The following is a 24,025-nucleotide window of genomic DNA, read 5'->3' on the forward strand; positions in this document are numbered from 1 at the left end:
CGATCATCTCCAGTCGCTTCGTCTGGGGCCAGACAATGCGCCTTGACCAAGGGCATACGCACCACGACCCCGCTGCGATGCAGCGGGGTCGTGGGTGGCCCTCCTGGCCGTGGCAAATCACTCAATGATTACGGAGCATTCCGATCAGCTCGCGCTTGTTCTTGTCGGAATACCCTTTGATGCCAAGCTCTTTGGCCCGACTGCGCAGGTCGTCGACTTTCCAGTCGTCATACGATCCGGACTCACCGCCCGAACGTCCGACACTCGAGCGCCCTCTGGCGGCAGCGGCGTTGGAGATCCTCGCGGCTTTCTCCTTCGAGTTTCCTTCGTCTCGCAATTCCTCGTAGAGCTTCTCGTCCTTGATCGACGGATTCGGCATCAAACACCTCCCTTTGTCAGTACCAGCTTCGCCGCCCCGCGACCGGCCGTCCGACCGCGCCGAGCAGCCAGAACACGCCGCCGATGACCAGCAGGATCACGCCCACCACCCAGAGCAGGTACACGTTCAAGATCAAGCCGAGGATGAGCAGAATTGCCCCGAGAACAATCATGGCTACCTCACTTCACGGCGGCGATGGAGTCCATCGCGCTGGGTTGCGGCAAACGGCACTCGTCCACCTTCGGATTGACGCCCGCGTAGTTGAGCGGACCGGCAAGGACCGTCAGCGCGATGGCACCGGCGGTCGCACAGTTAGTTGATCCACCATGGAAATAATCGCGCTGCCAGGCTGCCACCACGCCGATGATCAGCCAGATGAGCACGAGTGTCCCGAATAATCCACCAAGTCTCATGGCATGCGATGTACCCCGCTGACGCGCGGGTCAAACATCGGAAAAACCGGCAGTCGAGTCCTCTACCGGGCATTACGCGAGGGTAGAGTCCAAGATCAAAGGCAGGCGAGGTGATACATGACCGCCTACGAGCCGTCACTCATGGACCTGGCACGTGACGAGCGAGCCGACCTTGCCGAATTCCTGGCCACCCTGACCCCTGAACAATGGCATACGGAGTCACTGTGCACGGGGTGGAGCGTGAAAGACGTTGTGGCCCACGTCGTGAGCTACGAAGAGCTGAATCTGGCCGGATTGCTCAAGCGTTTCGTGAAGGGGCGGGTGGTGCATGCCAACGAGGTCGGGGTGGCCGAATACTCGACCATGTCGAGCGATGAACTGCTCGAGTTCCTCAACCGCCATCTGCGGCCACAGGGTTTGACCGCGGGCTTCGGCGGCATGATCGGTCTGGTCGACGGCACCGTCCATCACCAGGACATCCGCCGTGCACTCGGCCGGCCGCGGACCGTGCCGGCGCAGCGCTTGCGACGAATCCTTCCCCTGGTGCCGGGCAACCCGCGGCTCGGTGCGGGCCGGCGAATCAAAGGACTCCGACTGCGCGCCAATGACATCGAGTGGGAGCACGGGAGCGGCCCCGAAGTCGACGGCGCCGGCGAGGCTTTGCTGCTGGCCATGACCGGCCGTCGCCAAGCCGCCGAGGAACTCACGGGCGCGGGCGCGGCAACCCTGCTCGGCCGGCTCTGACCTGCGCGTCACCGCCGCTGATCGCAGCACGGGCAGTCCATGGCCGCCATATCGCCCCACATCATCGCCGGCTTCGGCCCTCCAGCGGTGTAGACCACTGCGACCGGATCGGGTCCCGTGACATCGCACCCGACACCGCATGCACCGAAACTGTTGCCTCCCAGAGATTTCCGGCCAACGGGTTGCCCGGCGCCGGATCACCACTCGGGCGCAGATCGGTACGTACATTGGTACCAGCTGAACAGCGATGTGGCGCACGTGGCGCGTGGGGCGGAAGAAGCCTCGGCATTGTTCGAGGTCATGATGGGGCGTAGTGTCCAATGCAGGTTGAGTTCACAGCCTCCCCGAAACGTCATCGGGGTGCAGGGTCGTGATACTCCCTGTATCCAGGGGTTTTGAGCCAACAGAGCCTGAAGTGTGACGTGACCACAGTATTTCTACTGAGGAGTCACCGATGTCCACCATGTACGCGGCGAAACGTGCCGCACCGACCCCCAACGACCACACCCGCGCGCAATTTTGTGCCCAATGGCTGTGGCCGGCCACCGCAGTGGTCAGCGTCAACGGCGAGCTGGATGCGTCCAATGCCGCTGAGCTGATCGAATGCGGAACCCAGCACAGCAGGCCGAGCGGACAGCTCGTCCTGGACATGAGCGCCGTCGAGTTCTTCGGCGCAGGCTGCTTCGCGTGCCTGCACACCCTCAACGTGCGCTGTGCCGGCGAGAACATCGACTGGGTGATGATTCCCAGCACCGCTGTGTCCAGGGTGCTCGACATCTGCGATCCCGCCCGTGCCCTGCCGGTCTCACCCGCACTACCTGCCGCCCTCTCGATGCTGCGCAATCATCCGCGGCAGCTGAAATTGGCGAACGTACACCCCTAGCGGCGCGCTGAATTCCAACCCCGCCGGATGGTCAGCGAGATACCAACTGCCGGCCGGCCGCTGCCGTCGTGTACTGAATCGGTGTCGTCGACGAAGGTGTCGACCTTGTCCGTGAGCGCCTCGAGCACCCGGCGGCTGAATCCGCTCAAGACGACGATGCCGGGGTCGTTTCCGACGCTGTCACTGACCGTCGACACCCGAACGCAGAGCTCGCGTGCGCGTGGGTCTTCGATCAATAGCAGCTTGGCCCCATCCGTGGCCATGCCGATCAGAACGGTGCACGCTTCATCCACCGCCAAGGCCAAGTTGGCAGCTGTCTCGCCGTCCAGCTCTTCGTAGTCGGCCAGGCAGCCCGTCATTGCTCGCATCACCGCCAGCGCCTCCGTTCGGGCGGGCACCCGCACTTCCACAGCTCGTGGTCCGCTGGTGTGACCAGATTCCCAGTGAGGTAATCGCCGACCGTGCAGCACAGTAAGAGGGGGCCTCGGTGCGCGGCCTGACGATGACATGTTCGTCGCGTACCCACAGTCGTCGGGTCGCTAAACCGAAGAGGCGGCGAGCCAGGTGAGGGGAAGCGTTTGGCCAAGGGGCGACTGGGTATTCCGGCCGCATGACGCGCGACGACGTGCCCGACGAGGTGCCCTTGGCCGATGCCCTCGAGCAGCAGCGCGAGCAGAGCGAACCAGTACCGGACGCCGAAGCCCCGGTCTCCGGTCTGGACGGCCCGCCCCTGGAGGCAACCGATCCGGACTGGCAGGAACAACGGGAGGTGGTCGTGCAGGATTCCGGCTTCGACGAGTTCGACCGCGAGGACGGCGAGACGCCGATCGGGTGATCACCCGTTGGTCAGATCACATCACGTGGTCAGATCAAATCAAGCCGCGCGGTGGCCACTCTGGGACCCTGCGCGATCGGCGACCGCGTAACCCGGGCGATGCCATGCCTGTTCGGCAAAGGCATGCTCGATCAGAGCACGCCGCTTTTGCCCCTCGATAGCCTCGGCGATCCGATCGAAGACGAGTTCTGAACCGAACCGATCATGTTGCGCTGCCCCAGACATGGCTGACCTCGATTCTCATCCAGCCTCGGAGTACCCGGACAAGGACACTCACAAACCACGGCAGAGTTTCCACGAGGGGCGAGATTTCCAGCACCGTAACCGCACTGGCGCCGGCAAACATCGGCTTCGTCACATCACGTTTAGTGCGGCCGCCTCCAGGAAATCCTGAGGTTGCGCGGAGAACCGCGTAGTGATCACCAATCCACTCCAGTAGCGGAAAGGTAAGTATGACCGAGAAGAACTCAGGACCCGAAGAAGCCATCAAGGGCGCCGTCGAGGACGTCAAGGGCAAGGCCAAGGAAGCCATCGGCACGGTGACCGGCCGCGACGATCTGGTCCGCGAGGGTAAAGCCCAGCAGGACAAGGCCGATGCCCAGAAGGACGTCGCCAAGAAGGAAGCCGAAGCAGAAGCCGCCCGGGCAGGTGCCAAAGCCGCCGAGAAACGTGAGCAGGCCCACCAGCGTCCCTAGTCGGAACGCAAGCCCGGACCTGATTGAAGAGATGGCCCAGCCACCGTTGGCTGGGCCATCTCGTGTCCTGCGGTCAGCAGGTCAACTGTTGGGCACTTGCCTGATCACATCGGGATGTTCTGCGTACCAACGTTCTTCGATACGGCGCACGCGTAGGTGTGCGATGGCGAGCCATAGTCCGCCGACCAGCAGTCCCACGGCGGCCAGGATGGCGAGCAACACTCCTGCCCCGGTGTTGCCGGTCGCGAAACCGACCAGACACGCAACGAACATCACCACGCCCAGGCCGACCAGGGCCAGTGCGGGCATGTTGCGGTTGTCTTTCATCGACTCGCCGGCATGCGGCCGGGTCGTCCTGGTGTGGTCGACGGGGTCGTCTGGACCTTTCATCGTTTCTGCCCTCTCACTCTCGACGCGGGGCACTGGACCACAACGCTCGGTGCCGCAGATCGGGGCCAGTGCGGTCAGGATCGGGAGTCTTCCCTGGACGGGGTCGGGCTAAACCTCGTGGCTGACCCGCTGGTGGGCGGTGAGCAGCAACCGATCCAAGACCGCGCGGGTGGGAAGCGTCTCGGTGTAATCGAGATTAAGGAAGTCTTCTGCCAGCTGTTCAGCCAACAGCCGCAGCTTGGTATTGGTCTCCTGCGACCGCCACCTCAGCAGTTCGAACGCCGCATCGGCATCGATCCGGTAGATCAGCATCAACATGCCCTTGGCCTGCTCGATGGCGCCCCTGGCCTCGGCGAGCTCGGCCACCGCCTCGGTGACGGCGTCCTCTCGTGCCTGGGAGACCGACGGTGAGACGTCGACGTAGAAACCGTGCGTCCCGACAACGTCGCCGGCCTCATCGAAGAGCTGATCCCCCACCACGACGACGTGGTGCACGTCGCCGACCGTGTCGATGATCCGGTGCCGGGTGCTGAACGCGCCCGAGGTGCGCCGGATCTCGAGCAATGTCGCAGCCACCTGACCGTAATCCTCGGGGTGCTTATGGGACAGCACCAGCTCGGTCGTCGGATGCACGGTGCCGGGTTCGTACCCGTGCATCCGCTCCACCTGCGGGGACCACTCCCAGCGCTCGTCGGCGAAGTAGAACCGGAACCAACCGACACGCTGCGCCTCGCCGCCGGCAAATGCATGCTCGATCGGCGACTCAGCACCTCCGCTGGCGGGGTCACTCGTCACAGCATGAGATTATCGCGCCAGGCTGACGCCGGCTCGCCCGTTTTGTCACAGGCGACATCTACATTCGGCATCGTGAGACGGCTCCGGATCAAGCTCTTCATCGCGGCAGGCGCGGCGGCCGCGATCGCGGCTCACCTGGCCGGCGTCGACACGGCATGGAGCCTGGCCATCGGTGTCGCCGTGCCACTGGTTTTGGCGGCCACCCCGCGGTTCCTGCTGGGCGCATTCCGGGGCGCGAGCACGCCCGGCGCCCGCGAGCAGCCGGCGACCGAGATGACCGGGCTGGAGTTCGAGGACCACGTGGCCCGCGTGGCCCGAAACTGCGGCTTGCCGGTGATCATGACTCCGCTCACCGGGGACTGGGGCGTGGATCTGATCGTCGGGCACCGCCCGAATCGGATTGCCGTGCAGTGCAAACGGCTGTCACGGCCGGTGGGCGCGAGCGCGGTGCAGGAGGTTGTCGCCGGCGCCCCGATGCAGGATTGCAGCCGGACCATGGTGGTCACCAACAACGAATTCACTCCGGCCGCACGTAAACTCGCCGAGCTTCACGGTTGCGCGTTGGTGGGCGGAACCGATCTCCCCAGGCTCAGGTCGATCCTGCGCCGTACGGCGTCTTCAGAACCGGCCATCGACCAGCTTTAGCCCGCGAGCGGCGATCTCAGTGCCTCCCGCACGGCGTCGAGGCATTCGTCGATCTCCGTGCGCGTCACGCTCAGCGCCGGCCGGAACCGTACGGAGTCGGTCCCACTCGGCAGCATGACGACGCGGCGGCCCCACAATCGCCGCACCAGCTCGTCGCGCGCTGCGGCGGTGGGCAGGCTGAACGCGCACATCAAACCGCGACCACGTGGGGCGAGCACCGTGTCGGGGAAATCCTCTGCCAGCGCCGACAACTGACCGAGCAGATAGTCCCCCGTCGCCGCAGCGTTGCCGAACAGATCCTCGGACTCGATGACTTCGAGGATGCGCCGTGAGCGCACCATGTCGACCAGGTTGCCACCCCAGGTGGAGTTGATCCGTGAGCTCACGGTGAAGACGTTGTCCGCGACGTCGTCCACCCTTGTCGCAGATTGCTCCTCGCGTGCGCGGCCGCCCGCCATCACCCCGCACACCTGCGTCTTCTTTCCGAAGGCGACCACATCCGGGACGACCCCCAGTTGCTGGTAGGCCCAGGCGGTTCCGGTGATCCCGCACCCGGTCTGCACCTCGTCGAAGATCAGCAGCGCGTCGAACTCGTCGCACAGCTCACGCATCGCGGCGAAGAACTGCGGCCGCATGTGCCGGTCACCGCCCTCACCTTGGATCGGCTCGGCGATGAAGCAGGCGATGTCGTGCGGGTTGGCCTCGAACGCGGCCCTGGCCGCCCGCAGCGAATCAGCTTCGAGTGCAGTGATATCCGCGCCGGGCCGCACGTAGGGAGCGTCGATACGGGGCCAGTCGAACTTCGGGAAGCGAGCCACCTTGACCGGATCGGTGTTGGTCAGCGACATGGTGTAGCCGCTGCGGCCGTGGAACGCTCCGCGCAGGTGCAGCACCTTGGTACCCAGCACGGGGTCGAACCCTCGGGCCTCGTTGTGTCGGCTCTTCCAGTCGAACGCCACCTTGAGCGCGTTCTCGACCGCCAGGGCTCCGCCGTCGACGAAGAACAGATGCGGCAGGTCCGGGTCGCCGAGCACGCGCCGGAAGGTGTCGACGAACTCGGCCAGCGGCACGCTGTAGATATCGGAATTGCTCGGCTTGTTCACCGCCACCCGTGCCAACTCGGCGCGGAAGTCGTCGTCGCCGGCCAACGCCGGGTGGTTCATCCCGAGTGCAGACGAGGCGAAGAACGTGAACATGTCCAGGAAGCGTTCGCCGGTGCGCGCATCCACCAGATAGGACCCGCGGGAGCGGTCCAGGTCGAGGACGAAGTCGAAGCCGTCGGTAAGGATGCTGCGCGCCAGGACCGCTCGCACCCGGTCAGGCGTTACGTGCGGCGTGGTCGTCAGCACTGCGGTCATGGCGCCATACTAACGGAATCTTTACGGCCTCTGCCGCATATGACCGTAACTGTTACGGAATGTAGTCTCTACCGCTGTAAAATGTCTGCAAAATGATGGTGCTTCGCGTCCGGACGTTGGCCGCGGTCCTGATCCGCTGGAGCAGGTCCTCCAAGGCCCGGGCGGAGGCGACCCGGACCAGCAGGACGTAGCTCTCCTCGCCCGCCACCGAGTGGCACGATTCGATTTCGGGGATGTGCTGCAAACGCGCGGGTGCATCATCGGGTTGGGACGGATCGAGAGGAGTGATGGCGACGAACGCCGAAAGCATGTTGCCCAGCGCCTCGGGATTGAGGCGCGCGGCGTATCCGCTCACGACACCCCGTGACTCCAACCGGCGCACCCGCGCCTGCACCGCCGACACCGACAGCCCGGCCGCCGATGCCAGTTGCGCCAGCGTGGCCCTGCCGTCAGCGGCAAGCGCACGGGCCAGAGTCCGATCGGTCTCGTCCAGCACGTATTCGTCGGCTTCACCCATGGCCCGCACTGTAATCCTCGGCGACCCCAGAAAGGCACACGATGACCACCACCGAACGGACCGATCTCCCCACCGCAGAGGAACTGCGCCGGCGGGTACGTCAGGCCCTCGACGCCGTCGGTGCGAGGGCGGAACTCGGCGAGCCCGCTGCTCCGGGTAGCGGCCTGCACGCCAGCACACCGATCAGCGGGGACGTCCTGTTCACCCTGCCCGAAGACAGTCTTGAACAGGTCGATGTCGCGATCTCCGATGCCGCGCAGGCCTTCTCGACCTGGCGCACGACACCGGCACCGGTGCGCGGCGCATTGGTGGCACGCCTGGGCGAACTGCTCGTCGAACACAAGTCAGATCTGGCGACCCTGGTGACGGTGGAGGCCGGCAAGATCACCTCCGAGGCACTGGGCGAGGTGCAGGAGATGATCGACATCTGCCAGTTCGCCGTCGGCCTCTCCCGCCAGTTGTACGGCCGCACCATCGCGTCCGAACGTCCTGGACACCGGCTGATGGAGACGTGGCACCCGCTGGGCGTCGTCGGTGTGATCACCGCGTTCAACTTCCCGGTGGCGGTGTGGGCGTGGAACACCGCGGTCGCGCTGGTCTGCGGCGACACCGTGGTGTGGAAACCCTCGGAGCTGACCCCGCTCACCGCGATCGCCTGCCAAGCGCTGATCGAACGCGCCGCAACCGATGTCGGCGCGCCCGCATCGGTGGCCCGGCTGCATCCTCGGCGAGCGCGAACTGGGTGAGCGGCTGGTCGACGATCCACGGGTGGCACTGGTCAGCGCCACCGGCTCGGTGCGGATGGGCCAGCAGGTGGGCCCGCGGGTGGCCGCTCGGTTCGGCAAGGCGCTGCTGGAGCTCGGCGGCAACAACGCCGCGATCGTCACGCCCTCGGCCGATCTGGACCTCGCGGTGCGCGCCATCGTGTTCTCCGCCGCGGGGACCGCCGGACAACGTTGCACCACGCTGCGCCGCTTGATCGTGCACTCCTCCATCGCCGACGACCTGGTGTCCCGGGTCGTATCGGCCTATCAGAGCCTGCCCATCGGCGACCCGAGCACCGACGGGACCCTGGTCGGCCCACTCATCCACACCCGGGCCTACCGGGACATGGTCGGGGCGCTGGAGCAGGCCCGCGCCGACGGCGGCGAGGTCTTCGGCGGCGAGCGTCACGACCTCGGAGACGAGGGTGCGTTCTACGTCGCCCCCGCGGTGGTCCGGATGCCCGCACAGACCGCGGTCGTGCACACCGAGACGTTCGCCCCGATCCTCTATGTACTGACCTACGACGACATCGACGACGCGATTGCCCTGAACAACGCTGTACCGCAGGGCCTTTCGTCGGCGATCTTCACCACCGACGTACGCGAGGCCGAGCGGTTCATGGCGGCCGACGGATCCGACTGCGGTATCGCCAACGTCAACATCGGGACCTCCGGCGCCGAGATCGGCGGCGCGTTCGGCGGAGAGAAGCACACCGGCGGAGGCCGCGAATCCGGGTCGGATGCGTGGAAGGCGTACATGCGCCGCGCGACCAACACGGTCAACTACTCCTCGGAGCTGCCGCTGGCCCAGGGCGTGCATTTCGGATAGCGCTCAGCCCTCTGATTCGCACTCGACGTCGACGTACACGGTGGTGAACTGCAGCGCGGCGGCGCCCACCGCGGGCACTCCGTGCACACCGGTCACGGTGCACTGCGACAACGGAATCCCGTTGTCCCCGTTGATCTGGACGGCATAGCCGGCGGCGGTCAACTCCTGCACCACATCCGGGGCTTTGGTGCCGCCGGTCGGTGCCGCCGAGACGGGTGCGGCCGTCCAGATGGCTCCGGCGAGTGCCGCCGTCGTCGTGACTGCGCATATCGATCTGTTCATCTGGCGGCCCTCCCGCGTCCGTAGTTTTCACCTATCGATACGCAGTGCGGTTACACCCGGTTCAGGCCGGCCGGGACGGTGGCCGCGGCGCCAGCACCTCGATGCTCCCGTCACGTTCCCGGACTTCGAAGTGCGGCAGTGGCTTCGGCGCGATCGGAAGTTGATGCGTGAGCACCTGGCCCGCCGGCGAGAACGACGTCACATGGCACGGGCAGCGCAGGCTGTCGGCGGAGTCGTCGAACCAGAGCTTGCAGCCCTGGTGGGTGCACACCCCGGACACCGCCTCCACCTTGCCGCCCGCTACCCGGCGCACGAATCCCGACACCGTCGGGAGGTCGAACGGCAGCACCGAACCCTCCTTCAGGTCAGCGCTTTTCGCCACCGGAAGCCACGCGCCTTCGCTGGGCACCAGTTCGGATCCGGCCTGTTCGGAACCCGGCGACGCACTCCGGCCGGTCACCACATGCTCGATCGACACGGCCGCGACGGCCGCGGTCGCTGCTGCCGCGGTGCCGACGATCACCTGCCGCCGCGTCGCCGACAGGCCCTGGCGGGTCGGGCCCGGTTCTTCCGGCTGCTCCTGGGAAAGCTGTTGGGCGATACGGTTCTTGAGGTCGTCGACAAACTCGGGCCGCGGCGCGTCCGCGTCGGGCCGGGCTGCCCGCAGTTCGATCGCCGTGCGGATCTGGGCAGCGTCGAAATCGTCGGCGGGGAAGGGCTCCGGCCGACGCCCGGCGAGTAGATCGTCGACGTATTTGCGTACCCCGCGCCTGGTCACCGTGACTCTCCCTCGTTGATCTGAGCTGCCAATCGCAACGCCCGGTGCTGAAGCACCTTCGCGTTGGCGACGCTGACTCCCATGTCGTTCGCCGACTCCCGAACCGAACGGCCCTGCAGGAAACGTAGTTCGAGCACCCGGCGGTACTGGGGCGGCAGCTGCGCCAGGACTGCCGCGACGCGCTGCGGGGCGGTACTGGTCTCGTCGTCCGGACCGGGGTCGGGCGCGGCCACGTCATCGTCGATGACTGTGATCTCGCGTCCCATGGTGGCCCGCCAATGCGCCGCGAGCACGGTACGGGCGGTGGTGCGCAGGTACGAGCGGACCTCGGCCACGCTCGCCGAGAGCCGCAGCGGCCGAAACGCGGCCAGGAACACCTCGGAGGTGAGGTCCTCGGCGTCGGAGCGGCTGCCCAAACGCGCATAGAGCAGCCGGTACACCCACGTCACGTTGTCGTCGTATACGGCTTCCCAGCTGGGGTAACACGCCTCCGGCACGATCCGCAGCTCGGGACGGTCACGTCGGGCCGGCATCGAGCATCCCCGCGATCTCCGGCGGCGACATCTGCACCATCACCGGCTACCCACCTTTCGTCGGGCGGAGCCCTGCACAGGGCACCACACCTAGATAGGGCGGCCGGTTACACGCGAACGCCGTTCGCACCTCACCAGCATCCACCCCTGTAACCCCGCGCGCTATCTCGTGGTGACCGCTTCTGTACCGCTCCACAGCCAAACGGAGGTCTCCGATGGTCCGACGATTACCGACAACTGCCGCTATCGCCGTCTTGGTGGTGATGGCATCCGCGTGCTCGAATGCGCCGTCCGCCGCACCGCCGACGGTGGATTTCAGCGCCGATGCCGGCACCTCGGTCGGTATGGCCCCGATGCACGGAACGGCTCCGATCAGCCCGGCAGCACCGGCGAGCACACCGCCGGTTCCGGTCGCCGGCACTGCGGTGAGCATCGGCAACTTCGCCTTCGCGCCCGCCATGCTGACGGTGCACCGCGGCGACACGGTGACATGGACCAATCACGATGAAGAACCGCACACGGTCGTCGCCGATGACGGTTCCTTCCGCTCCCCCGGTATGGACGCCAACGCCACTTTCAGCTTCACCTTCACCAACCCGGGCAACTACGACTACATCTGCTCGATCCATCCCGTCATGCACGGCACCGTGGTGGTGACACCATGACCGATCCCCACACGATGACGCGGCGCCAGCTCATCCGGCACGGCGCCTGGTTCGGCGCAGCGGTCGGTCTCGCCGTGGTCGGCGGCGAGGTCATCTCCCACGCGGCCACCTCACGCACCACCGACGTCGCGCGGCCGACGGTGCGTTTCGCTCAGATCAGCGACAGCCACATCGGATTCGCCGGCGCCGCCAACCCCGATGTGGCCGGGTCATTCGGCCGTGCCATCGAGCAGATCAACTCGTTGGACTACACACCGGATTTCGTGATCCATACCGGCGACCTCACCCATCTGTCGACCCCCGCCCAGTTCGACCAGGTGAAGCAGATGATGCAGGGAATCGACACACCGCACGTGTTCACCGTGCCGGGTGAACACGACGCCATCGACGATGCGGGCCAGAAGTACCGGTCAGTGTTCGGCGCCGGTGCCCGCGGCGACGGTTGGTACAGCTTCGACATCGCCGGGGTGCATGTCATCGGGCTGGTCAACACGCTGAATCTGAACAAGCTCGGACACCTCGGGGTCGATCAGCTCGACTTCATCGAGAAGGACGTCGCCCCGTTGTCGTCGGACACCCCGATCGTGGTGTTCAGCCACATTCCGTTGTTCGCGATGTACCCGGAGTGGGGCTGGAGTACCGACGATGCCGCTCAGGCGCTGAGCCACCTGCGCCGGTTCGCCTCGGTCACCTGCCTCAATGGTCATGTCCACCAGCTGTTCTCGAAGACCGAGGGCAATGTGACGTTCTACAGCGGTACCACCACGGCCTACCCACTGCCGCATCCCGGCGAGGGACCAGCACCGAAACCGCTGACCCTTCCGGCCGGCCGCCTGCACGAAGTCCTGGGGATCCGGGAAGTCAGCTACACCAGGGGCACCACGGCACTGGCCCTCAAGGAGGATCGGCTGTAAGCAGGACGCATGGAGATTGAGAACTCGGTTGCGGTCATCACCGGCGCCGGATCCGGCATCGGCCGGGCGCTGGCTGAATCCTTCGCGGCGGAAGGCGCCCGCGTGGTGGCTGCCGACATCGACGCGGAGTCGGCCGAACAGACCGCCGCTCAGATCCGTTCCGGCGGCGGGCAGGCGCTGGGGATCCGGGCCGACGCCGGTGTCACCGCCGACATCGAGGCGCTGACCGCGACCGAGTTCGGCCCCGTCGACATCTACGTGGCCAACGCCGGAATCATCGGCGCACCGGGCCTCGGCACCGACAAGGACTGGGATTCGATCCTGGACGTCAACCTGCGATCCCACGTCCGGGCGGCGCAAGTGCTTGTCCCACAGTGGCTGTCGCGTGGCGGTGGTTACTTCGTGTCGGTCGCCTCGGCGGCCGGCCTGTTGTCCCAGATCGGCGCGGCGGGATATGCCGTCACCAAACACGCGGCGGTCGGATTCGCCGAATGGCTGGCCATCACGTACGGCGACGACGGCGTCGGGGTCAGCTGCGTGTGCCCGTTGGGGGTGAACACCCCGCTGCTCGACGCGGTGCGTTCTTCGGCGGATCCGGATTCCGCGGCCGGTGCGGCGTCGATCGTGCAGTCGGGCGAGGTGATCAGTGCTCAGGATGTCGCGGCGGCCACCGTGGCGGCCGTGCGGTCCGGCAACTTTCTCGTGCTACCGCACCCCCAGGTGCTCGACATGTACCGCCACAAGGGCTCCGACTACGACCGCTGGATCGCCGGGATGCGCCGTTACCAACGGTCACTGCGCGCCGGCCGATGAGCGCCCGGCCGAGGGCAGCGTTTGCGGCGGGACGTACACGCCGAGCGAGATGCGGTTCCACCAGACGTGTTCGCGGCGCAGTTCGGTCCAGGTGCTGAACTCGTAGCGGTAGAGCCGGGCGCGGACGTAACGCGGCGGTTCGTCGGGGAATGGGTTGCGCCGCAGCAGCTTCAGCGTGTCCCGGTCATTCTCCAGAAGCCGGGTCATCAGCATGCGCAGCCAGCCGTGGGCATAGGCCGGCGAGATGGCCGCGAACCACATGAGCCAGTCCAGGCGCAGATGGTAGGGCGCGAACTGGCGCGGCCACCGATGGACGTCGCCTGGCTTGCCCTTGAATTCGTACTCATGCCAGACGGTGTGATCACTCAGCAGAGGGTCCGAGGTGCCCTCCAACACCACCTCATCGCGGGTACGGCCGACGGTGCCGAACGCCCCGTAGGAATTCACCAGGTGATAGTGGTTGTAGGAGGCGTTCATCCGCTGCCGTTTGGAGATGAGGTTGCGCGCGGGCCAGTAGCTCAGGCAGGCCACCGCCGCGGTGAATCCGAGCACGACGACGACGAACCACACCGGGGCCTGGCTGAATTCGTGCTCCGGTAACGGAAGCAGCACCGCGGCAGTGGAGTCCGAGACCGCGCTGAACGCCAGGACGATGGTGATCCAGTTGAGCCAGGCGAAGTTCCCCGAAGCGACCAACCACAGTTGGGTGACGATCACGATGATCGCCGCCACGCCGGCGACCGGCTGCGGGGCGAACAAGGCGAACGGCACGACCAGTTGGGCGAAGTGGTTGCCGGCCACCTCGATTCGGTGCAGTGGCTTGGGCAGGTGATGGAAGAACCAGCTCAGCGGGCCGGGCATGGGTTGCGTCTCGTGGTGGTAGTACAGGCAGGTCAGGTTGCGCCAGCACGGGTCGCCGCGCAGCTTGATCAGTCCCGCACCGAACTCCACACGGAACAACAGCCAGCGGGCCAGCCACAGCACCAGCAGCGGGGGCCCGACGTCGTCGTTGCCCAGGAACATCACCAGGAACCCGGCTTCGAGCAGAAGGGATTCCCAACCAAACGAGTACCACGTCTGGCCGACGTTGACGATCGACAGGTACAGCACCCACACCAGCAACCAGGTCAGCATCGCGGCCCACAACGGCACCAGGTCCCCGAAACCCGCCAACAAGGCCGCCGAGATCACCGCGCCGGCGATACACACTGCGGCGAAAAAGCGGTCCGAGTAGTGGAACTGGAACAGGCTTGGGGCGCGCCGGAACGAGTTGACCGCCAGGAACCGGGGTATCGGGAGCAGCCCCCGCTCACCGAGGAGCCCGCGGAACTGCCGGGCCGCCACGATGAACGCGATCAGGTAGATTGCGGCGGTCCCCCGCTGCAACACCTGCCTGGCCAACCAATATTCGTCTGCGATGAACCATTCCATGCGCGGACCTGCCGACGTTGCGGGTCTGTCCACGATGACGGTACCCCGATTGGGGGCGTTTCACGCCTCGTACGGCGAGCTAGCGCCGTCGCAGGCTCAGCCGGAAATTGGACGGCATCATGGTGAGCCGCTCCTGTATCTGCAGCGTGTAGTCCGGGTCAGCGGTCAGGTCATAGCGCCGGATCAGCACCCCCAGCATCAGGACTGCCTCGTGCAGCGCGAATTGCCTTCCGATGCATGATCTTTCACCGGTCCCGAACGGCTTGTACAGACCGGCGGGTCGGGCCCGCATCTGTTCCGGGGCGAACCGGTCCGGATCGAATGCCTCCGGGTCGGGGCCCCAGCGCGGGTCGCGGTGCAACGTCGACGTCAGCGCCAAGGCCCAGTCGCCTTTGCGCATCGGGTGGATTCCGGCGAGCACCGTGTCCTGGCGGGCCGCGCGGTAGTACGCAGGCACCGTCGGCTGCAACCGCAGCGATTCGTCGAGAACCCGCCGGACGTATCGCAGTTTGGCGATCTTCTCGAACTCGGGCCGCGGGTCGGCGCCCCACACCTCGTCCACCTCGGCGCGGGCGCGGGCGAACACCTGCGGATGTTGCGACAAGAAGTACAGCGCGAATGACAATGCACCGGAGGTGGTTTCGTGGCCGGCGATCAGAAAATTGATCAGCTGATAGCGGATGTTCGCGGCGTCGAGATCGGACTCCAGCATGATCTGCAGCAGATCGTCGTGGCCGCCGGATGGTTGCGCGCGACGGCGGGCGACGATGTCGTCGGCCAGCTCGTGCAGATATCTCGCGTCCCCGCGAGCCCGGCGCTCGTACCGCCGGTAGACGAAGGCCGGGAGGTAGGTTTCGCGGAGTACCCCGAGTCGGTCGGACGCCAGGAGCGCGGACACCATGTGGGCGACGAACGGATGCAACGCGTCGCCCCGGAAGCACCCGAACGAATACCCGGCCGCGCACCGCCCGATGGTCTCCAGCGTCACCCTGGTGGTGTCCGCCGAGACATCGACGGTGTCGCCCGCGTCGACGCACCGGTCCCAACGATCGGTCAGCTCACCGGCGACGTCGAACATCACCCCGTGATAGCGGCGCATCGCGGCCTGGCTGAAGGCCGGCATCAACAGCTGGTGGGCCTTGAGCCAGTTCGGTTCGTCGTTGTACGCCGTGAACAACCCGTCGCCGCCGACGATCCGCAGCGCCTCGATGTCGGGTCCGACATGCTTGCAGAACCGGCTCTCGTCGTTGAGGTCGGCTACCGCGTCGGCACCGGTGGCGACGACGTAGCGGGCACCCAGGAACCGGAATTCGCAAATCGGCCCGAGTTCGGCCATGCCCATCGCGTTCTGCATCGACGAGTCGGGCTTCAATCCGAGCACGTCACCGAGCAACGGCACCCGTCGCGGCGGGTGGGGCAGTTTCGGATACTTCACATTCTCGGGATGTGAGGTCCGTGCGTCCGCGACGGTCATGACACCAGGATTCCGGCCTTGTTGTACATGTGTCAAGTAAGGCATCCACGTTAAGCTGCTCACGTGGGTGCCGAGTCGAGACGCCGGCTGTCCCCCGCCGACAGACGCAACGAACTGCTCGCGCTGGGAGCCGAGGTGTTCGGCCAGCGACCGTACGACGAGGTCCGCATCGACGAGATCGCCGAACGCGCCGGGGTGTCGCGGGCCCTGATGTACCACTACTTCCCCGACAAGCGGGCATTCTTCGCCGCCGTGGTCCAGGCCGAGGGCGAGCGCTTGTTCGAGGCCACCAGCACACCTCCCGACCCTGGCCAGAGCCTGTTCGGCCAGCTGCGCGCCGGCGTTCTCGCCTACCTGCGCTACGACGAGGAGCATCCGCACGGCGCGTGGGCGGCGTACATGGGCCTGGGCCGCACCGACCCGGTGCTGCGCGGCGTCGACGACGTCGACAACGACCGGCAGGCCGACCGGATCATGGGCCGGATCGCCGACGCGGTATCCGAACCGCTGGACGCCAAGGTCGAACGTGATCTGCGGGCCACCGTCTACGGCTGGCTGGCCCTGACCTTCGAGATGTGCCGACAACGGCTCAAGGATCCGTCGATCGACGCGGGCTTTGTGGCCGACAGCTGTGCGCACGCCCTGCTCGACGCCGTCGGCCGGGTGCCCGGGCTGCCGGCCGAACTTGTCTGCGCTGCCGCTCGCGAACACCGCTGACGCCCACTTGTCGGTGCCGCGCGGCAGTATGACTAGGTGGCCACCAAGCCGGTCGATCCGCTGGCCCGGTTCAGTGCGCTGACCCGGGAGTGGTTCACGGCTGCCTTCCCCGCGCCGACGGCCGCCCAGGCGCAGGCCTGGTCCGCCATCGCCGAGGGGCACAACACTCTGGTCATCGCGCCCACCGGCTCGGGCAAGACCCTCGCCGCGTTCCTGTGGGCCATCGACGAGCTGGCCGGGGCAGGTGTCGAGCCGCGTTCGGGCACCACGGTGCTCTACGTGTCGCCGCTCAAGGCATTGGCCGTCGACGTCGAGCGCAACCTGCGCACCCCGCTGACCGGGATCACCCGGGTCGCCGAGCGGCACGGGGTGGCCGCCCCGTCGATCAGCGTCGGGGTCCGGTCCGGGGACACCACACCCAGTCAGCGCCGCGCGATGCTGAGCAAGCCGCCCGACATCCTGATCACCACCCCGGAGTCCCTGTTCCTGATGCTGACCTCGGCGGCCCGCGAGACGCTGGCGTCGGTGCGGACCGTGATCGTCGACGAGGTTCACGCCGTGGCCGCCACCAAACGCGGTGCACACCTGGCACTCTCGCTCGAACGGCTGGATCAGCTTCTCGACAGGCCCGCCCAGCGGATCGGGCTGTCCGCGACGGTGCGTCCGCCCGAGGAGGTGGCCCGATTCCTGTCCGGGCAGGCCCCCACCACCATCGTGGCCCCGCCTGCCGCCAAGACCTTCGACCTCTCGGTGCAGGTTCCGGTTCCGGACATGGCCAACCTCGACAACAACAGCATCTGGCCCGACGTCGAGGAACGCATCGTGGATCTGATCGAGGCGCACCAGTCCTCGATCGTGTTCGCCAATTCGCGCCGGCTGGCGGAGCGGCTGACATCGCGTCTCAACGAGATTCACGCCGAACGATCCGGCATCGAGTTGCCGTCCACACACAATCCCCAGGTCGGCGGCGGCGCCCCGGCCCAGCTCATGGCCAGCGGTCAGGCCAACGGCGCGCTGCCGCTACTGGCGCGGGCCCACCACGGTTCGGTCAGCAAGGAACAGCGGGCCCAGGTTGAGGACGACCTCAAGAGCGGGCGGCTCCGCGCCGTGGTCGCCACCTCCAGCCTGGAGCTGGGCATCGACATGGGTGCCGTCGATCTGGTGATCCAGGTCGAGTCGCCGCCGTCGGTGGCCAGCGGGCTGCAGCGCATCGGGCGTGCCGGGCATCAGGTCGGCGAGATCTCCCAGGGTGTGCTGTTCCCCAAGCACCGCACCGATCTGATCGGCTGCGCGGTGACGGTGCAGCGCATGCGCTCCGGTGACATCGAGACCATGCACGTCCCGGCCAATCCGCTCGACGTGCTGGCCCAGCACACGGTGGCCGTGGCCGCCCTGGAACCGGTGGATGCCGATGCCTGGTTCGACGCGGTGCGGCGCAGCGCGCCGTTCGCCACCTTGCCGCGCAGCGCCTTCGAGGCGACCCTCGACCTGCTGTCCGGGAAGTATCCGTCCACCGAGTTCGCCGAGCTGCGTCCCCGGCTGGTGTACGACCGCGACCACGGGACCCTGACCGCCCGCCCGGGCGCCCAGCGCCTTGCCGTCACCTCCGGTGGGGCCATCCCCGACCGCGGCCTGTTCACCGTCTACCTGGCCACCGATTCCGAAAAACCTTCCCGGGTAGGAGAACTCGACGAGGAGATGGTGTACGAGTCGCGGCCGGGCGACGTCATCTCCCTGGGTGCCACCAGTTGGCGGATCACCGAGATCACCCATGACCGGGTGCTGGTGATCCCGGCGCCGGGCCAGCCCGCCCGGTTACCGTTCTGGCGCGGCGACAGTGTAGGCCGGCCCGCCGAGCTGGGTGAGGCGGTCGGGGCGTTCACCGGAGAACTGGCCGCACTCGGCCGCGCTGAGTTCGATGAACGCTGCCAGACAATGGGTTTCGCCGGCTTCGCCACCGACAACCTGTATCAGCTGTTGCACGATCAGCGGGAAGCCACTGGTGTGGTCCCCAGCGATAGCACCTTTGTGGTGGAACGCTTCCGCGACGAGCTCGGTGACTGGCGGGTGATCCTGCATTCCCCCTACGGGCTGCGGGTCCACGGGCCGTTGGCCCTCGCGGTGGGCCGACGGCTGCGGGAACGCTACGGCATCGACGAGAAGCCGACCGCCTCCGACGACGGCATCATCGTGCGGCTACCCGACAGCGGCGAAAACCCTCCGGGCGCAGACCTGTTCGTGTTTGACGCCGACGAGGTCGAGCCCATCGTGACCGCGGAGGTGGGCGGCTCGGCGTTGTTCGCCTCCCGGTTCCGCGAATGCGCCGCGCGCGCCCTGCTGCTGCCACGCAGGCACCCGGGCAAGCGGTCCCCGTTGTGGCATCAACGGCAGCGCGCCGCGCAACTGCTCGACATCGCCCGCAAGTACCCGGACTTCCCGATCGTGCTGGAAACCGTCCGGGAATGCCTGCAGGACGTCTACGACGTACCCGCCCTGACCGACCTGATGCGACGGTTGGCTCAGCGCCGGCTGCGGGTGGTCGAGGTCGAAACCGCCACCCCGTCGCCGTTCGCGGCCTCACTTCTGTTCGGCTATGTAGGCGCGTTCATGTACGAGGGCGACAGCCCGCTCGCCGAGCGACGGGCCGCGGCACTGGCGCTCGACACCGTGTTGCTGTCCGAATTGCTGGGCCGCGTCGAACTGCGCGAACTCCTGGATCCGGCCGTGGTTGCCTCGACCTCGGCACAGCTGCAACACCTCACCGAGGAGCGGGCCGCCCGGGACGCCGAGGCGGTGGCCGATCTGCTGCGGATGCTGGGCCCGCTGACCGAGTCCGAAATCGCCGCACGCGCCACCACCGACACGATCGGCGGCTGGCTCGACGGGCTGCACGCCGCCAAGCGGGCACTGCCGGTGACCTATGCCGGGCAGACGTGGTGGGCAGCGGTAGAAGACATCGGCTTGCTGCGCGACGGGGTCGGCGCACCGGTCCCCGTCGGGGTGCCCGCGGCGTTCACCGAATCCGTCGACGACCCGCTCGGAGATCTGATCGGCCGCTATGCCCGCACCCATGGACCCTTCACCACCGCGGAGGTGGCCGCCCGGTTCGGGCTGGGTCTGCGGGTGACCGCAGATGTGTTGGGCCGCATGGCTGTCGACGGCCGGCTGGTGCGGGGCGAGTTCGTCGACGATCTCCCTGGCGATCAGTGGTGCGACGCCGAGGTTCTCCGGATCCTGCGCCGTCGTTCCCTGGCCGCGCTGCGCGCCCAGGTCGAACCGGTCAGCACTGCGGCCTACGGTCGCTTCCTGCCGGCCTGGCAACACGTCGGATCCACCCACAGCGCAGGGATCGACGGGCTGGCCGCGGTGATCGAGCAGTTGGCCGGTGTCCCCATTCCCGCATCGGCGGTGGAGTCGCTCGTCTTCGGTCAACGGGTGCGCGATTACCAACCGGCCATGCTCGACGAGCTGCTGGCCTCAGGTGAAGTCATGTGGTCGGGTGCCGGGCAGATCGGCGGCAGCGACGGCTGGGTGGCATTCCATCTGGCCGAGACGGCGCCGCTGACGCTGCCCGTGCCCTCCGAGATCGAGTTCACCGATACCCACCGGGCGATCATGGAGACGCTGGGGCACGGCGGGGCGTACTTCTTCCGCCAGCTGACCGACGAGGCCGCCGAGTCCGAACTGAAAACCGCACTGTGGGAGCTGATCTGGGCGGGATGGGTCACCGGGGACACGTTCGCCCCCGTGCGCGCGCTGCTGTCCGGTCCGCGGCGGTCCGGGACCCCGGCACACCGGCAGCGCCAACGGCCGCCCCGGCTCAGCCGCTACAGCGTGGCGCGTCCACACGCCCGGGCGGCCGATCCGATGGTGTCCGGCCGGTGGTCGGCATTGCCTGGTGCAGAACCGGATTCGACGGTACGCGCCCACTTCCAGGCGGAGCTGCTGCTCAATCGGCACGGGGTGCTGACGAAGGGGGCGGCGGCAGCCGAGGGAGTACCCGGCGGGTTCGCCACCCTGTACAAGGTATTGAGCGCATTCGAGGACGCCGGCCGCTGCCAGCGGGGCTACTTCGTGGAGTCGCTGGGCGGGGCACAGTTCGCGGCGGCCTCGACGGTCGACCGGTTGCGGTCCTACCTCGACGGGGTTGACCCACAGCGACCCGAGTACCACGCCGTCGTTCTCGCCGCGACCGATCCGGCCAACCCCTACGGGGCGGCACTGGCCTGGCCCGATCGCGGCGGCGACGACACCCACCGACCCGGCCGGAAGGCCGGAGCCCTGGTCGCGCTGGTCGACGGGCAGTTGGTGTGGTTCCTGGAGCGCGGCGGCCGGACCCTGCTCAGCTTCACCTCGGACGCCGACACTCAGCGGGCTGCCGCGGGCGCTCTGGCCGAACTCGTGAGCACCGGGCGTATGCCGGCGCTGTTGGTCGAGCGGATCAACGGGGTCGCGGTGCTCGATCCCGGCGTCGACGCGGACCGTGCCGCAGTTCAGGACGCGCTGACCGGGGCGGGATTCTCCCGTACCCCGCGCGGCCTGCGGCTTCGGTAACCGTAGGGAACAGTGCCGGGGCATGCGTTGTTGTTGACACGCATGACCGCTCCCATCACCACGCCCTTCGGTTTCGAATCGACCGCCTCGGAGGTGATCGACGGAGTCGACCTGTCGGGAAGCTCGGCCATCGTCACCGGCGCGGCCTCGGGTATCGGCACCGAAACGGCCCGGGCGCTGGCCGCCGCCGGCGCCGCCGTGACGTTGGCGGTCCGTGACACCACTGCGGGTGATCGCGTCGCCGCCGATCTGCGCGCGTCGACCGGAAACAACGACATCAGGGTCGCCACCCTCGACCTCACCGATCTCGGCAGCGTGCGGTCGTTCACACGGGCCTGGTCCGGGCCGCTGCACATTCTGGTCAACAACGCCGGGGTGATGGCGGTACAGGAGCGCACGTTGTCGTCCACCGGTCACGAACTGCAGTTCGCGACCAATCATCTCGGCCATTTCACCCTCGCGACCGGGTTGCACCAGGCCCTTGCCGCGGCCGGGGGTGCCCGCGTGGTCTCGGTCAGCTCGTCCGGCCACCTGCGCTCCCCCGTCGTGTTCGACGACATCGACTATGCGTTCCGCGACTACGACCCGTTCGGGGCATACGGCCAGTCCAAGACCGCCAACGTGCTGTTCGCTGTGGAGGCCACCCGCCGCTGGGCCGACGACGGCATCACCGCGAACTCCTTGATGCCCGGTGGCATCCTCACGGCACTGCAGCGCCACCTTGATCCGGCCTACGGTGCGGAGGCGGCCCAACGATTCGAGGAGGCGGGCAGCCGACTCAAGACGGTGGAGCAGGGTGCCGCCACCTCGGTGCTGCTGGCGGCCTCACCGATACTGGAGGGCATCAGCGGCAGGTACTTCGATGATTGCAACGAAGCGAGAGTCGTCGATCGCCGCGATGAGTTCGGCATATCCGGTGTCGCCAGATATGCGCTGGACCCGTCCAATGCAGAACGACTCTGGGAGCACTCTCTGAGGCTGGTTGAATAGGGCATGCCCGAAGGCGACACCGTCTTCCACACCGCCACGGCGCTGCGTGACGCACTGGCGGGCAAGACGTTGACCCGCTGCGACATCAGGGTGCCCCGGTATGCCACGGTCGATCTGACCGGGCAGGTGGTCGACGAGGTACTCAGCCGAGGCAAGCACCTCTTCATCCGGGTGGGCCCGGCCAGCATCCACTCCCATCTCAAGATGGAGGGCAGCTGGCGCATCGGGTGGGCAAAAGTCGCGCCACACCGCATCCGCGCCGTGTTGGAGGCCGCCGACAGCCGGGCCACCGGGATCGACCTCGGCATTCTCGAAGTCCTGGACCGGGACACCGACATGGCGGCAGTCGGGCACCTCGGACCGGACCTGCTCGGCCCTGACTGGGAACCCCGGACCGCCGCGACCAACCTGACTGCCGAACCCGACCGTCCGCTGGCGCAGGCCCTGCTGGATCAGCGCGTGATGGCCGGTGTCGGCAATGTCTACTGCAATGAACTGTGTTTCGTCTTCGGCCGGCTGCCCATCTCTCCGGTGAGCTCACTGACCGATCCCCTGCGCGTCGTGCAACGCGCCCGGGACATGCTGTGGCTCAACCGGTCCCGATGGAACCGCACCACCACCGGGGACACGCGGAACGGGCGCCAGCTGTGGGTCTACGGCCGCTCCGGTGAGCCCTGCCGCCGCTGCGGGACGCTCATCGAAACCGACTCCGGCAGCGAGCGGGTGACGTACTGGTGCCCGAGCTGCCAGACCTGATCCGTTTGCGGTCGCGCCGGAGCGCCCCTACGGCCTACGTGGTACTCCGGCAACCCCCGCAATGATGCGATCCCGCAGTGCCGCAGGGATGTTTGTCATGATCGATGTCTGGAGCTTGCTCCCGAGTCCGACCACGTAGCGAGCTCGAGGCCGACGCGCGGTCAGAGCCGCCTCGACCACCGCTACCACGTTAGAAGTCGGCACCGCCATCTTCTTCGACAGCGGGATGAACCTCTTCATCCCGGCAATGTGCTTGTCGTACAGGGCGCGATGCTCCGCCGACATGGAGGTTTCCAGCTCCACCACCATGTCGTCGGCCGTGCGCCACATGTCGGTGTCGGTTTGCGCCGGCTCCACCACAGCCACCCGCACCCCCCACGGGCGTACCTCGATCCTGAGCGCATCGGCTGCTGCCTCCAAGGCAAACTTGGACGCCGCATACGCCCCGAGCAGCGGCGATGACAATTGCCCGTTCACGCTGGAGATGAAGATGGCACGACCACGGGAGGCCCGCAACTTCGGCAGCACTGTCCGGGTCACCGCCAATTGGCCAATCACGTTGACGTCCAACTGTTTACGCCAGTCCTCGGGGCTGAGCGTCTCGATCGGACCGGCCACCACGATGCCCGCGTTGTTCACCACTGCGTCGAGCCGCTCCGGGAGCGCAGCAGGCAGCGAGGCGAGATGGTCCGCATTGGTGATGTCGAGAATCACCGCCGAGATGCGTTGTGGGTTGAGTTCCGTCACCGCGGCACCGTCGGAATGCGATCTGACACCCGCGATAACGTCCCACCCGGTGGCGGCCAGATGCTCGACGATGGCCTTGCCGATACCGCGGGCGGCTCCGGTGACAAGAACTGAGGGCATGACG

Annotated in this window: 26 protein-coding genes and 1 pseudogene; 13 read left to right on the plus strand and 14 right to left on the minus strand. The window is 67.1% G+C overall.

The features are described from left to right. Window positions 1-121: 121 nt before the first annotated feature. From ACNQVK_RS28415 to ACNQVK_RS28425, 3 genes are read right to left on the minus strand one after another with little or no spacing between them, the layout of a single operon-like run. On the minus strand, window positions 122-379 hold the full coding sequence (locus ACNQVK_RS28415) for a DUF7218 family protein (RefSeq protein ID WP_409549567.1): 258 nt from the start codon (window positions 377-379) through the stop codon (window positions 122-124). Between the two features lie 16 nt (window positions 380-395). Further along, window positions 396-551 (minus strand): DUF6131 family protein, encoded by a 156-nt coding sequence (locus ACNQVK_RS28420; RefSeq protein WP_090432618.1) that lies wholly within the window; start codon window positions 549-551, stop codon window positions 396-398. A 7-nt stretch (window positions 552-558) separates the two neighbouring features. Continuing rightward, the gene (locus ACNQVK_RS28425; protein WP_090432616.1) at window positions 559-792 is read right to left on the minus strand and encodes a hypothetical protein; all 234 of its coding nucleotides are present in this window, start codon (window positions 790-792) and stop codon (window positions 559-561) included. Between the two features lie 117 nt (window positions 793-909). Between ACNQVK_RS28425 and ACNQVK_RS28430 the strand changes: the two genes are divergently transcribed. Both ACNQVK_RS28430 and ACNQVK_RS28435 read left to right on the plus strand, forming a co-directional pair. Next, window positions 910-1,536 (plus strand): maleylpyruvate isomerase family mycothiol-dependent enzyme, encoded by a 627-nt coding sequence (locus ACNQVK_RS28430; RefSeq protein WP_409549568.1) that lies wholly within the window; start codon window positions 910-912, stop codon window positions 1,534-1,536. Window positions 1,537-1,990: 454 nt separating this feature from the next. After that, window positions 1,991-2,419, plus strand: coding sequence for an STAS domain-containing protein (locus tag ACNQVK_RS28435; RefSeq protein WP_418032193.1), 429 nt, complete (start codon window positions 1,991-1,993; stop codon window positions 2,417-2,419). Here ACNQVK_RS28435 and ACNQVK_RS28440 read toward each other — a convergent pair. Further along, window positions 2,416-2,817, minus strand: coding sequence for an anti-sigma factor (locus ACNQVK_RS28440; RefSeq protein WP_409549570.1), 402 nt, complete (start codon window positions 2,815-2,817; stop codon window positions 2,416-2,418). The two genes, ACNQVK_RS28435 and ACNQVK_RS28440, sit on opposite strands and share 4 nt — an antisense overlap. A 212-nt stretch (window positions 2,818-3,029) precedes the next feature. On the opposite strand from ACNQVK_RS28440, the gene ACNQVK_RS28445 reads away from it, so the two are divergent. Beyond that, the gene (locus ACNQVK_RS28445) at window positions 3,030-3,254 is read left to right on the plus strand and encodes a hypothetical protein (protein WP_418032194.1); all 225 of its coding nucleotides are present in this window, start codon (window positions 3,030-3,032) and stop codon (window positions 3,252-3,254) included. 452 nt (window positions 3,255-3,706) lie between these two features. Then, entirely contained in the window at window positions 3,707-3,949 is a 243-nt protein-coding gene (locus ACNQVK_RS28450) for a CsbD family protein (RefSeq protein WP_211157986.1), read from the plus strand. Window positions 3,950-4,030: 81 nt separating this feature from the next. Here the strand turns inward: ACNQVK_RS28450 and usfY are convergent, their stop codons facing one another. Then, complete coding sequence (gene usfY / locus ACNQVK_RS28455) at window positions 4,031-4,339, minus strand: protein UsfY (protein WP_409549571.1); 309 nt, start codon at window positions 4,337-4,339, stop codon at window positions 4,031-4,033. A 108-nt stretch (window positions 4,340-4,447) separates the two neighbouring features. Continuing rightward, a complete protein-coding gene (locus ACNQVK_RS28460; protein WP_409549572.1) occupies window positions 4,448-5,134 on the minus strand; it encodes a PAS and ANTAR domain-containing protein in 687 nt (228 codons plus the stop codon). A gap of 72 nt (window positions 5,135-5,206) precedes the next feature. On the opposite strand from ACNQVK_RS28460, the gene ACNQVK_RS28465 reads away from it, so the two are divergent. Then, window positions 5,207-5,779: a restriction endonuclease gene (locus tag ACNQVK_RS28465; protein ID WP_409549573.1), complete on the plus strand. Its 573-nt coding sequence runs from the start codon at window positions 5,207-5,209 to the stop codon at window positions 5,777-5,779. Here ACNQVK_RS28465 and lat read toward each other — a convergent pair. Both lat and ACNQVK_RS28475 read right to left on the minus strand, forming a co-directional pair. Then, window positions 5,776-7,137, minus strand: a complete 1,362-nt coding sequence (gene lat, locus ACNQVK_RS28470) for an L-lysine 6-transaminase (protein ID WP_418032195.1) — start codon at window positions 7,135-7,137, stop codon at window positions 5,776-5,778. The two genes, ACNQVK_RS28465 and lat, sit on opposite strands and share 4 nt — an antisense overlap. Window positions 7,138-7,189: 52 nt before the next feature. Next, complete coding sequence (locus ACNQVK_RS28475; protein WP_418032196.1) at window positions 7,190-7,654, minus strand: Lrp/AsnC family transcriptional regulator; 465 nt, start codon at window positions 7,652-7,654, stop codon at window positions 7,190-7,192. Between the two features lie 41 nt (window positions 7,655-7,695). On the opposite strand from ACNQVK_RS28475, the pseudogene ACNQVK_RS28480 reads away from it, so the two are divergent. Then, a pseudogene (locus ACNQVK_RS28480) lies at window positions 7,696-9,247 on the plus strand (aldehyde dehydrogenase family protein). Window positions 9,248-9,250: 3 nt separating this feature from the next. Here the strand turns inward: ACNQVK_RS28480 and ACNQVK_RS28485 are convergent. From ACNQVK_RS28485 to ACNQVK_RS28495, 3 genes are all read right to left on the minus strand, one after another. Further along, window positions 9,251-9,529 (minus strand): hypothetical protein, encoded by a 279-nt coding sequence (locus ACNQVK_RS28485; protein WP_418032197.1) that lies wholly within the window; start codon window positions 9,527-9,529, stop codon window positions 9,251-9,253. Window positions 9,530-9,590: 61 nt separating this feature from the next. After that, on the minus strand, window positions 9,591-10,307 hold the full coding sequence (locus ACNQVK_RS28490; RefSeq protein ID WP_418032198.1) for a Rieske (2Fe-2S) protein: 717 nt from the start codon (window positions 10,305-10,307) through the stop codon (window positions 9,591-9,593). Beyond that, window positions 10,304-10,840 (minus strand): RNA polymerase sigma factor, encoded by a 537-nt coding sequence (locus ACNQVK_RS28495; RefSeq protein ID WP_418032199.1) that lies wholly within the window; start codon window positions 10,838-10,840, stop codon window positions 10,304-10,306. Before ACNQVK_RS28495 ends, ACNQVK_RS28490 begins: the two co-directional genes overlap by 4 nt. Window positions 10,841-11,055: 215 nt before the next feature. Between ACNQVK_RS28495 and ACNQVK_RS28500 the strand changes: the two genes are divergently transcribed. From ACNQVK_RS28500 to ACNQVK_RS28510, 3 genes are read left to right on the plus strand one after another with little or no spacing between them, the layout of a single operon-like run. Then, window positions 11,056-11,505 carry a cupredoxin domain-containing protein gene (locus ACNQVK_RS28500; protein ID WP_418032200.1) on the plus strand — a complete coding sequence of 150 codons (450 nt, stop codon included), beginning with the start codon at window positions 11,056-11,058 and terminating at the stop codon, window positions 11,503-11,505. Beyond that, the gene (locus ACNQVK_RS28505; protein ID WP_418032201.1) at window positions 11,502-12,419 is read left to right on the plus strand and encodes a metallophosphoesterase family protein; all 918 of its coding nucleotides are present in this window, start codon (window positions 11,502-11,504) and stop codon (window positions 12,417-12,419) included. Before ACNQVK_RS28500 ends, ACNQVK_RS28505 begins: the two co-directional genes overlap by 4 nt. Before the next feature lie 9 nt (window positions 12,420-12,428). Next, window positions 12,429-13,232 (plus strand): SDR family NAD(P)-dependent oxidoreductase, encoded by an 804-nt coding sequence (locus tag ACNQVK_RS28510; RefSeq protein WP_418032202.1) that lies wholly within the window; start codon window positions 12,429-12,431, stop codon window positions 13,230-13,232. Here the strand turns inward: ACNQVK_RS28510 and ACNQVK_RS28515 are convergent. Continuing rightward, window positions 13,212-14,663, minus strand: coding sequence for a lipase maturation factor family protein (locus ACNQVK_RS28515; RefSeq protein ID WP_418032203.1), 1,452 nt, complete (start codon window positions 14,661-14,663; stop codon window positions 13,212-13,214). The two genes, ACNQVK_RS28510 and ACNQVK_RS28515, sit on opposite strands and share 21 nt — an antisense overlap. Before the next feature lie 79 nt (window positions 14,664-14,742). After that, window positions 14,743-16,137, minus strand: a complete 1,395-nt coding sequence (locus tag ACNQVK_RS28520) for a cytochrome P450 (RefSeq protein WP_418032204.1) — start codon at window positions 16,135-16,137, stop codon at window positions 14,743-14,745. Between the two features lie 63 nt (window positions 16,138-16,200). Between ACNQVK_RS28520 and ACNQVK_RS28525 the strand changes: the two genes are divergently transcribed. From ACNQVK_RS28525 to nei2, 4 genes are read left to right on the plus strand one after another with little or no spacing between them, the layout of a single operon-like run. Further along, the gene (locus tag ACNQVK_RS28525; protein ID WP_418032205.1) at window positions 16,201-16,854 is read left to right on the plus strand and encodes a TetR/AcrR family transcriptional regulator; all 654 of its coding nucleotides are present in this window, start codon (window positions 16,201-16,203) and stop codon (window positions 16,852-16,854) included. A 36-nt stretch (window positions 16,855-16,890) separates the two neighbouring features. Then, window positions 16,891-21,408: an ATP-dependent helicase gene (locus tag ACNQVK_RS28530; protein ID WP_418032206.1), complete on the plus strand. Its 4,518-nt coding sequence runs from the start codon at window positions 16,891-16,893 to the stop codon at window positions 21,406-21,408. Between the two features lie 42 nt (window positions 21,409-21,450). Then, window positions 21,451-22,398, plus strand: a complete 948-nt coding sequence (locus ACNQVK_RS28535; protein WP_418032207.1) for an SDR family NAD(P)-dependent oxidoreductase — start codon at window positions 21,451-21,453, stop codon at window positions 22,396-22,398. 3 nt (window positions 22,399-22,401) lie between these two features. Beyond that, the gene (gene nei2, locus ACNQVK_RS28540) at window positions 22,402-23,154 is read left to right on the plus strand and encodes an endonuclease VIII Nei2 (protein WP_418032208.1); all 753 of its coding nucleotides are present in this window, start codon (window positions 22,402-22,404) and stop codon (window positions 23,152-23,154) included. Window positions 23,155-23,181: 27 nt separating this feature from the next. Here nei2 and ACNQVK_RS28545 read toward each other — a convergent pair whose 3' ends face one another. Beyond that, window positions 23,182-24,021 (minus strand): SDR family NAD(P)-dependent oxidoreductase, encoded by an 840-nt coding sequence (locus tag ACNQVK_RS28545; protein WP_418032209.1) that lies wholly within the window; start codon window positions 24,019-24,021, stop codon window positions 23,182-23,184. Window positions 24,022-24,025 lie beyond the last annotated feature (4 nt).

Source organism: Mycobacterium sp. 134, assembly GCF_048282715.1.
GTDB lineage: Bacteria > Actinomycetota > Actinomycetes > Mycobacteriales > Mycobacteriaceae > Mycobacterium > Mycobacterium septicum.

Excerpts from the sequence above, each read along its gene's own strand:
- ACNQVK_RS28415 (WP_409549567.1), bottom strand. The coding sequence starts at position 379 with ATGCCGAATCCGTCGATCAAGGACGAGAAGCTCTACGAGGAATTGCGA.
- ACNQVK_RS28420 (WP_090432618.1), bottom strand. The coding sequence starts at position 551 with ATGATTGTTCTCGGGGCAATTCTGCTCATCCTCGGCTTGATCTTGAAC.
- ACNQVK_RS28425 (WP_090432616.1), bottom strand. The coding sequence starts at position 792 with ATGAGACTTGGTGGATTATTCGGGACACTCGTGCTCATCTGGCTGATC.
- ACNQVK_RS28430 (WP_409549568.1), top strand. The coding sequence starts at position 910 with ATGACCGCCTACGAGCCGTCACTCATGGACCTGGCACGTGACGAGCGA.
- ACNQVK_RS28435 (WP_418032193.1), top strand. The coding sequence starts at position 1,991 with ATGTCCACCATGTACGCGGCGAAACGTGCCGCACCGACCCCCAACGAC.
- ACNQVK_RS28445 (WP_418032194.1), top strand. The coding sequence starts at position 3,030 with ATGACGCGCGACGACGTGCCCGACGAGGTGCCCTTGGCCGATGCCCTC.
- ACNQVK_RS28450 (WP_211157986.1), top strand. The coding sequence starts at position 3,707 with ATGACCGAGAAGAACTCAGGACCCGAAGAAGCCATCAAGGGCGCCGTC.
- usfY (WP_409549571.1), bottom strand. The coding sequence starts at position 4,339 with ATGAAAGGTCCAGACGACCCCGTCGACCACACCAGGACGACCCGGCCG.
- lat (WP_418032195.1), bottom strand. The coding sequence starts at position 7,137 with ATGACCGCAGTGCTGACGACCACGCCGCACGTAACGCCTGACCGGGTG.
- ACNQVK_RS28475 (WP_418032196.1), bottom strand. The coding sequence starts at position 7,654 with ATGGGTGAAGCCGACGAATACGTGCTGGACGAGACCGATCGGACTCTG.
- ACNQVK_RS28485 (WP_418032197.1), bottom strand. The coding sequence starts at position 9,529 with ATGAACAGATCGATATGCGCAGTCACGACGACGGCGGCACTCGCCGGA.
- ACNQVK_RS28495 (WP_418032199.1), bottom strand. The coding sequence starts at position 10,840 with ATGCCGGCCCGACGTGACCGTCCCGAGCTGCGGATCGTGCCGGAGGCG.
- ACNQVK_RS28500 (WP_418032200.1), top strand. The coding sequence starts at position 11,056 with ATGGTCCGACGATTACCGACAACTGCCGCTATCGCCGTCTTGGTGGTG.
- ACNQVK_RS28505 (WP_418032201.1), top strand. The coding sequence starts at position 11,502 with ATGACCGATCCCCACACGATGACGCGGCGCCAGCTCATCCGGCACGGC.
- ACNQVK_RS28510 (WP_418032202.1), top strand. The coding sequence starts at position 12,429 with ATGGAGATTGAGAACTCGGTTGCGGTCATCACCGGCGCCGGATCCGGC.
- ACNQVK_RS28515 (WP_418032203.1), bottom strand. The coding sequence starts at position 14,663 with ATGGAATGGTTCATCGCAGACGAATATTGGTTGGCCAGGCAGGTGTTG.
- ACNQVK_RS28520 (WP_418032204.1), bottom strand. The coding sequence starts at position 16,137 with ATGACCGTCGCGGACGCACGGACCTCACATCCCGAGAATGTGAAGTAT.
- ACNQVK_RS28535 (WP_418032207.1), top strand. The coding sequence starts at position 21,451 with ATGACCGCTCCCATCACCACGCCCTTCGGTTTCGAATCGACCGCCTCG.
- nei2 (WP_418032208.1), top strand. The coding sequence starts at position 22,402 with ATGCCCGAAGGCGACACCGTCTTCCACACCGCCACGGCGCTGCGTGAC.
- ACNQVK_RS28545 (WP_418032209.1), bottom strand. The coding sequence starts at position 24,021 with ATGCCCTCAGTTCTTGTCACCGGAGCCGCCCGCGGTATCGGCAAGGCC.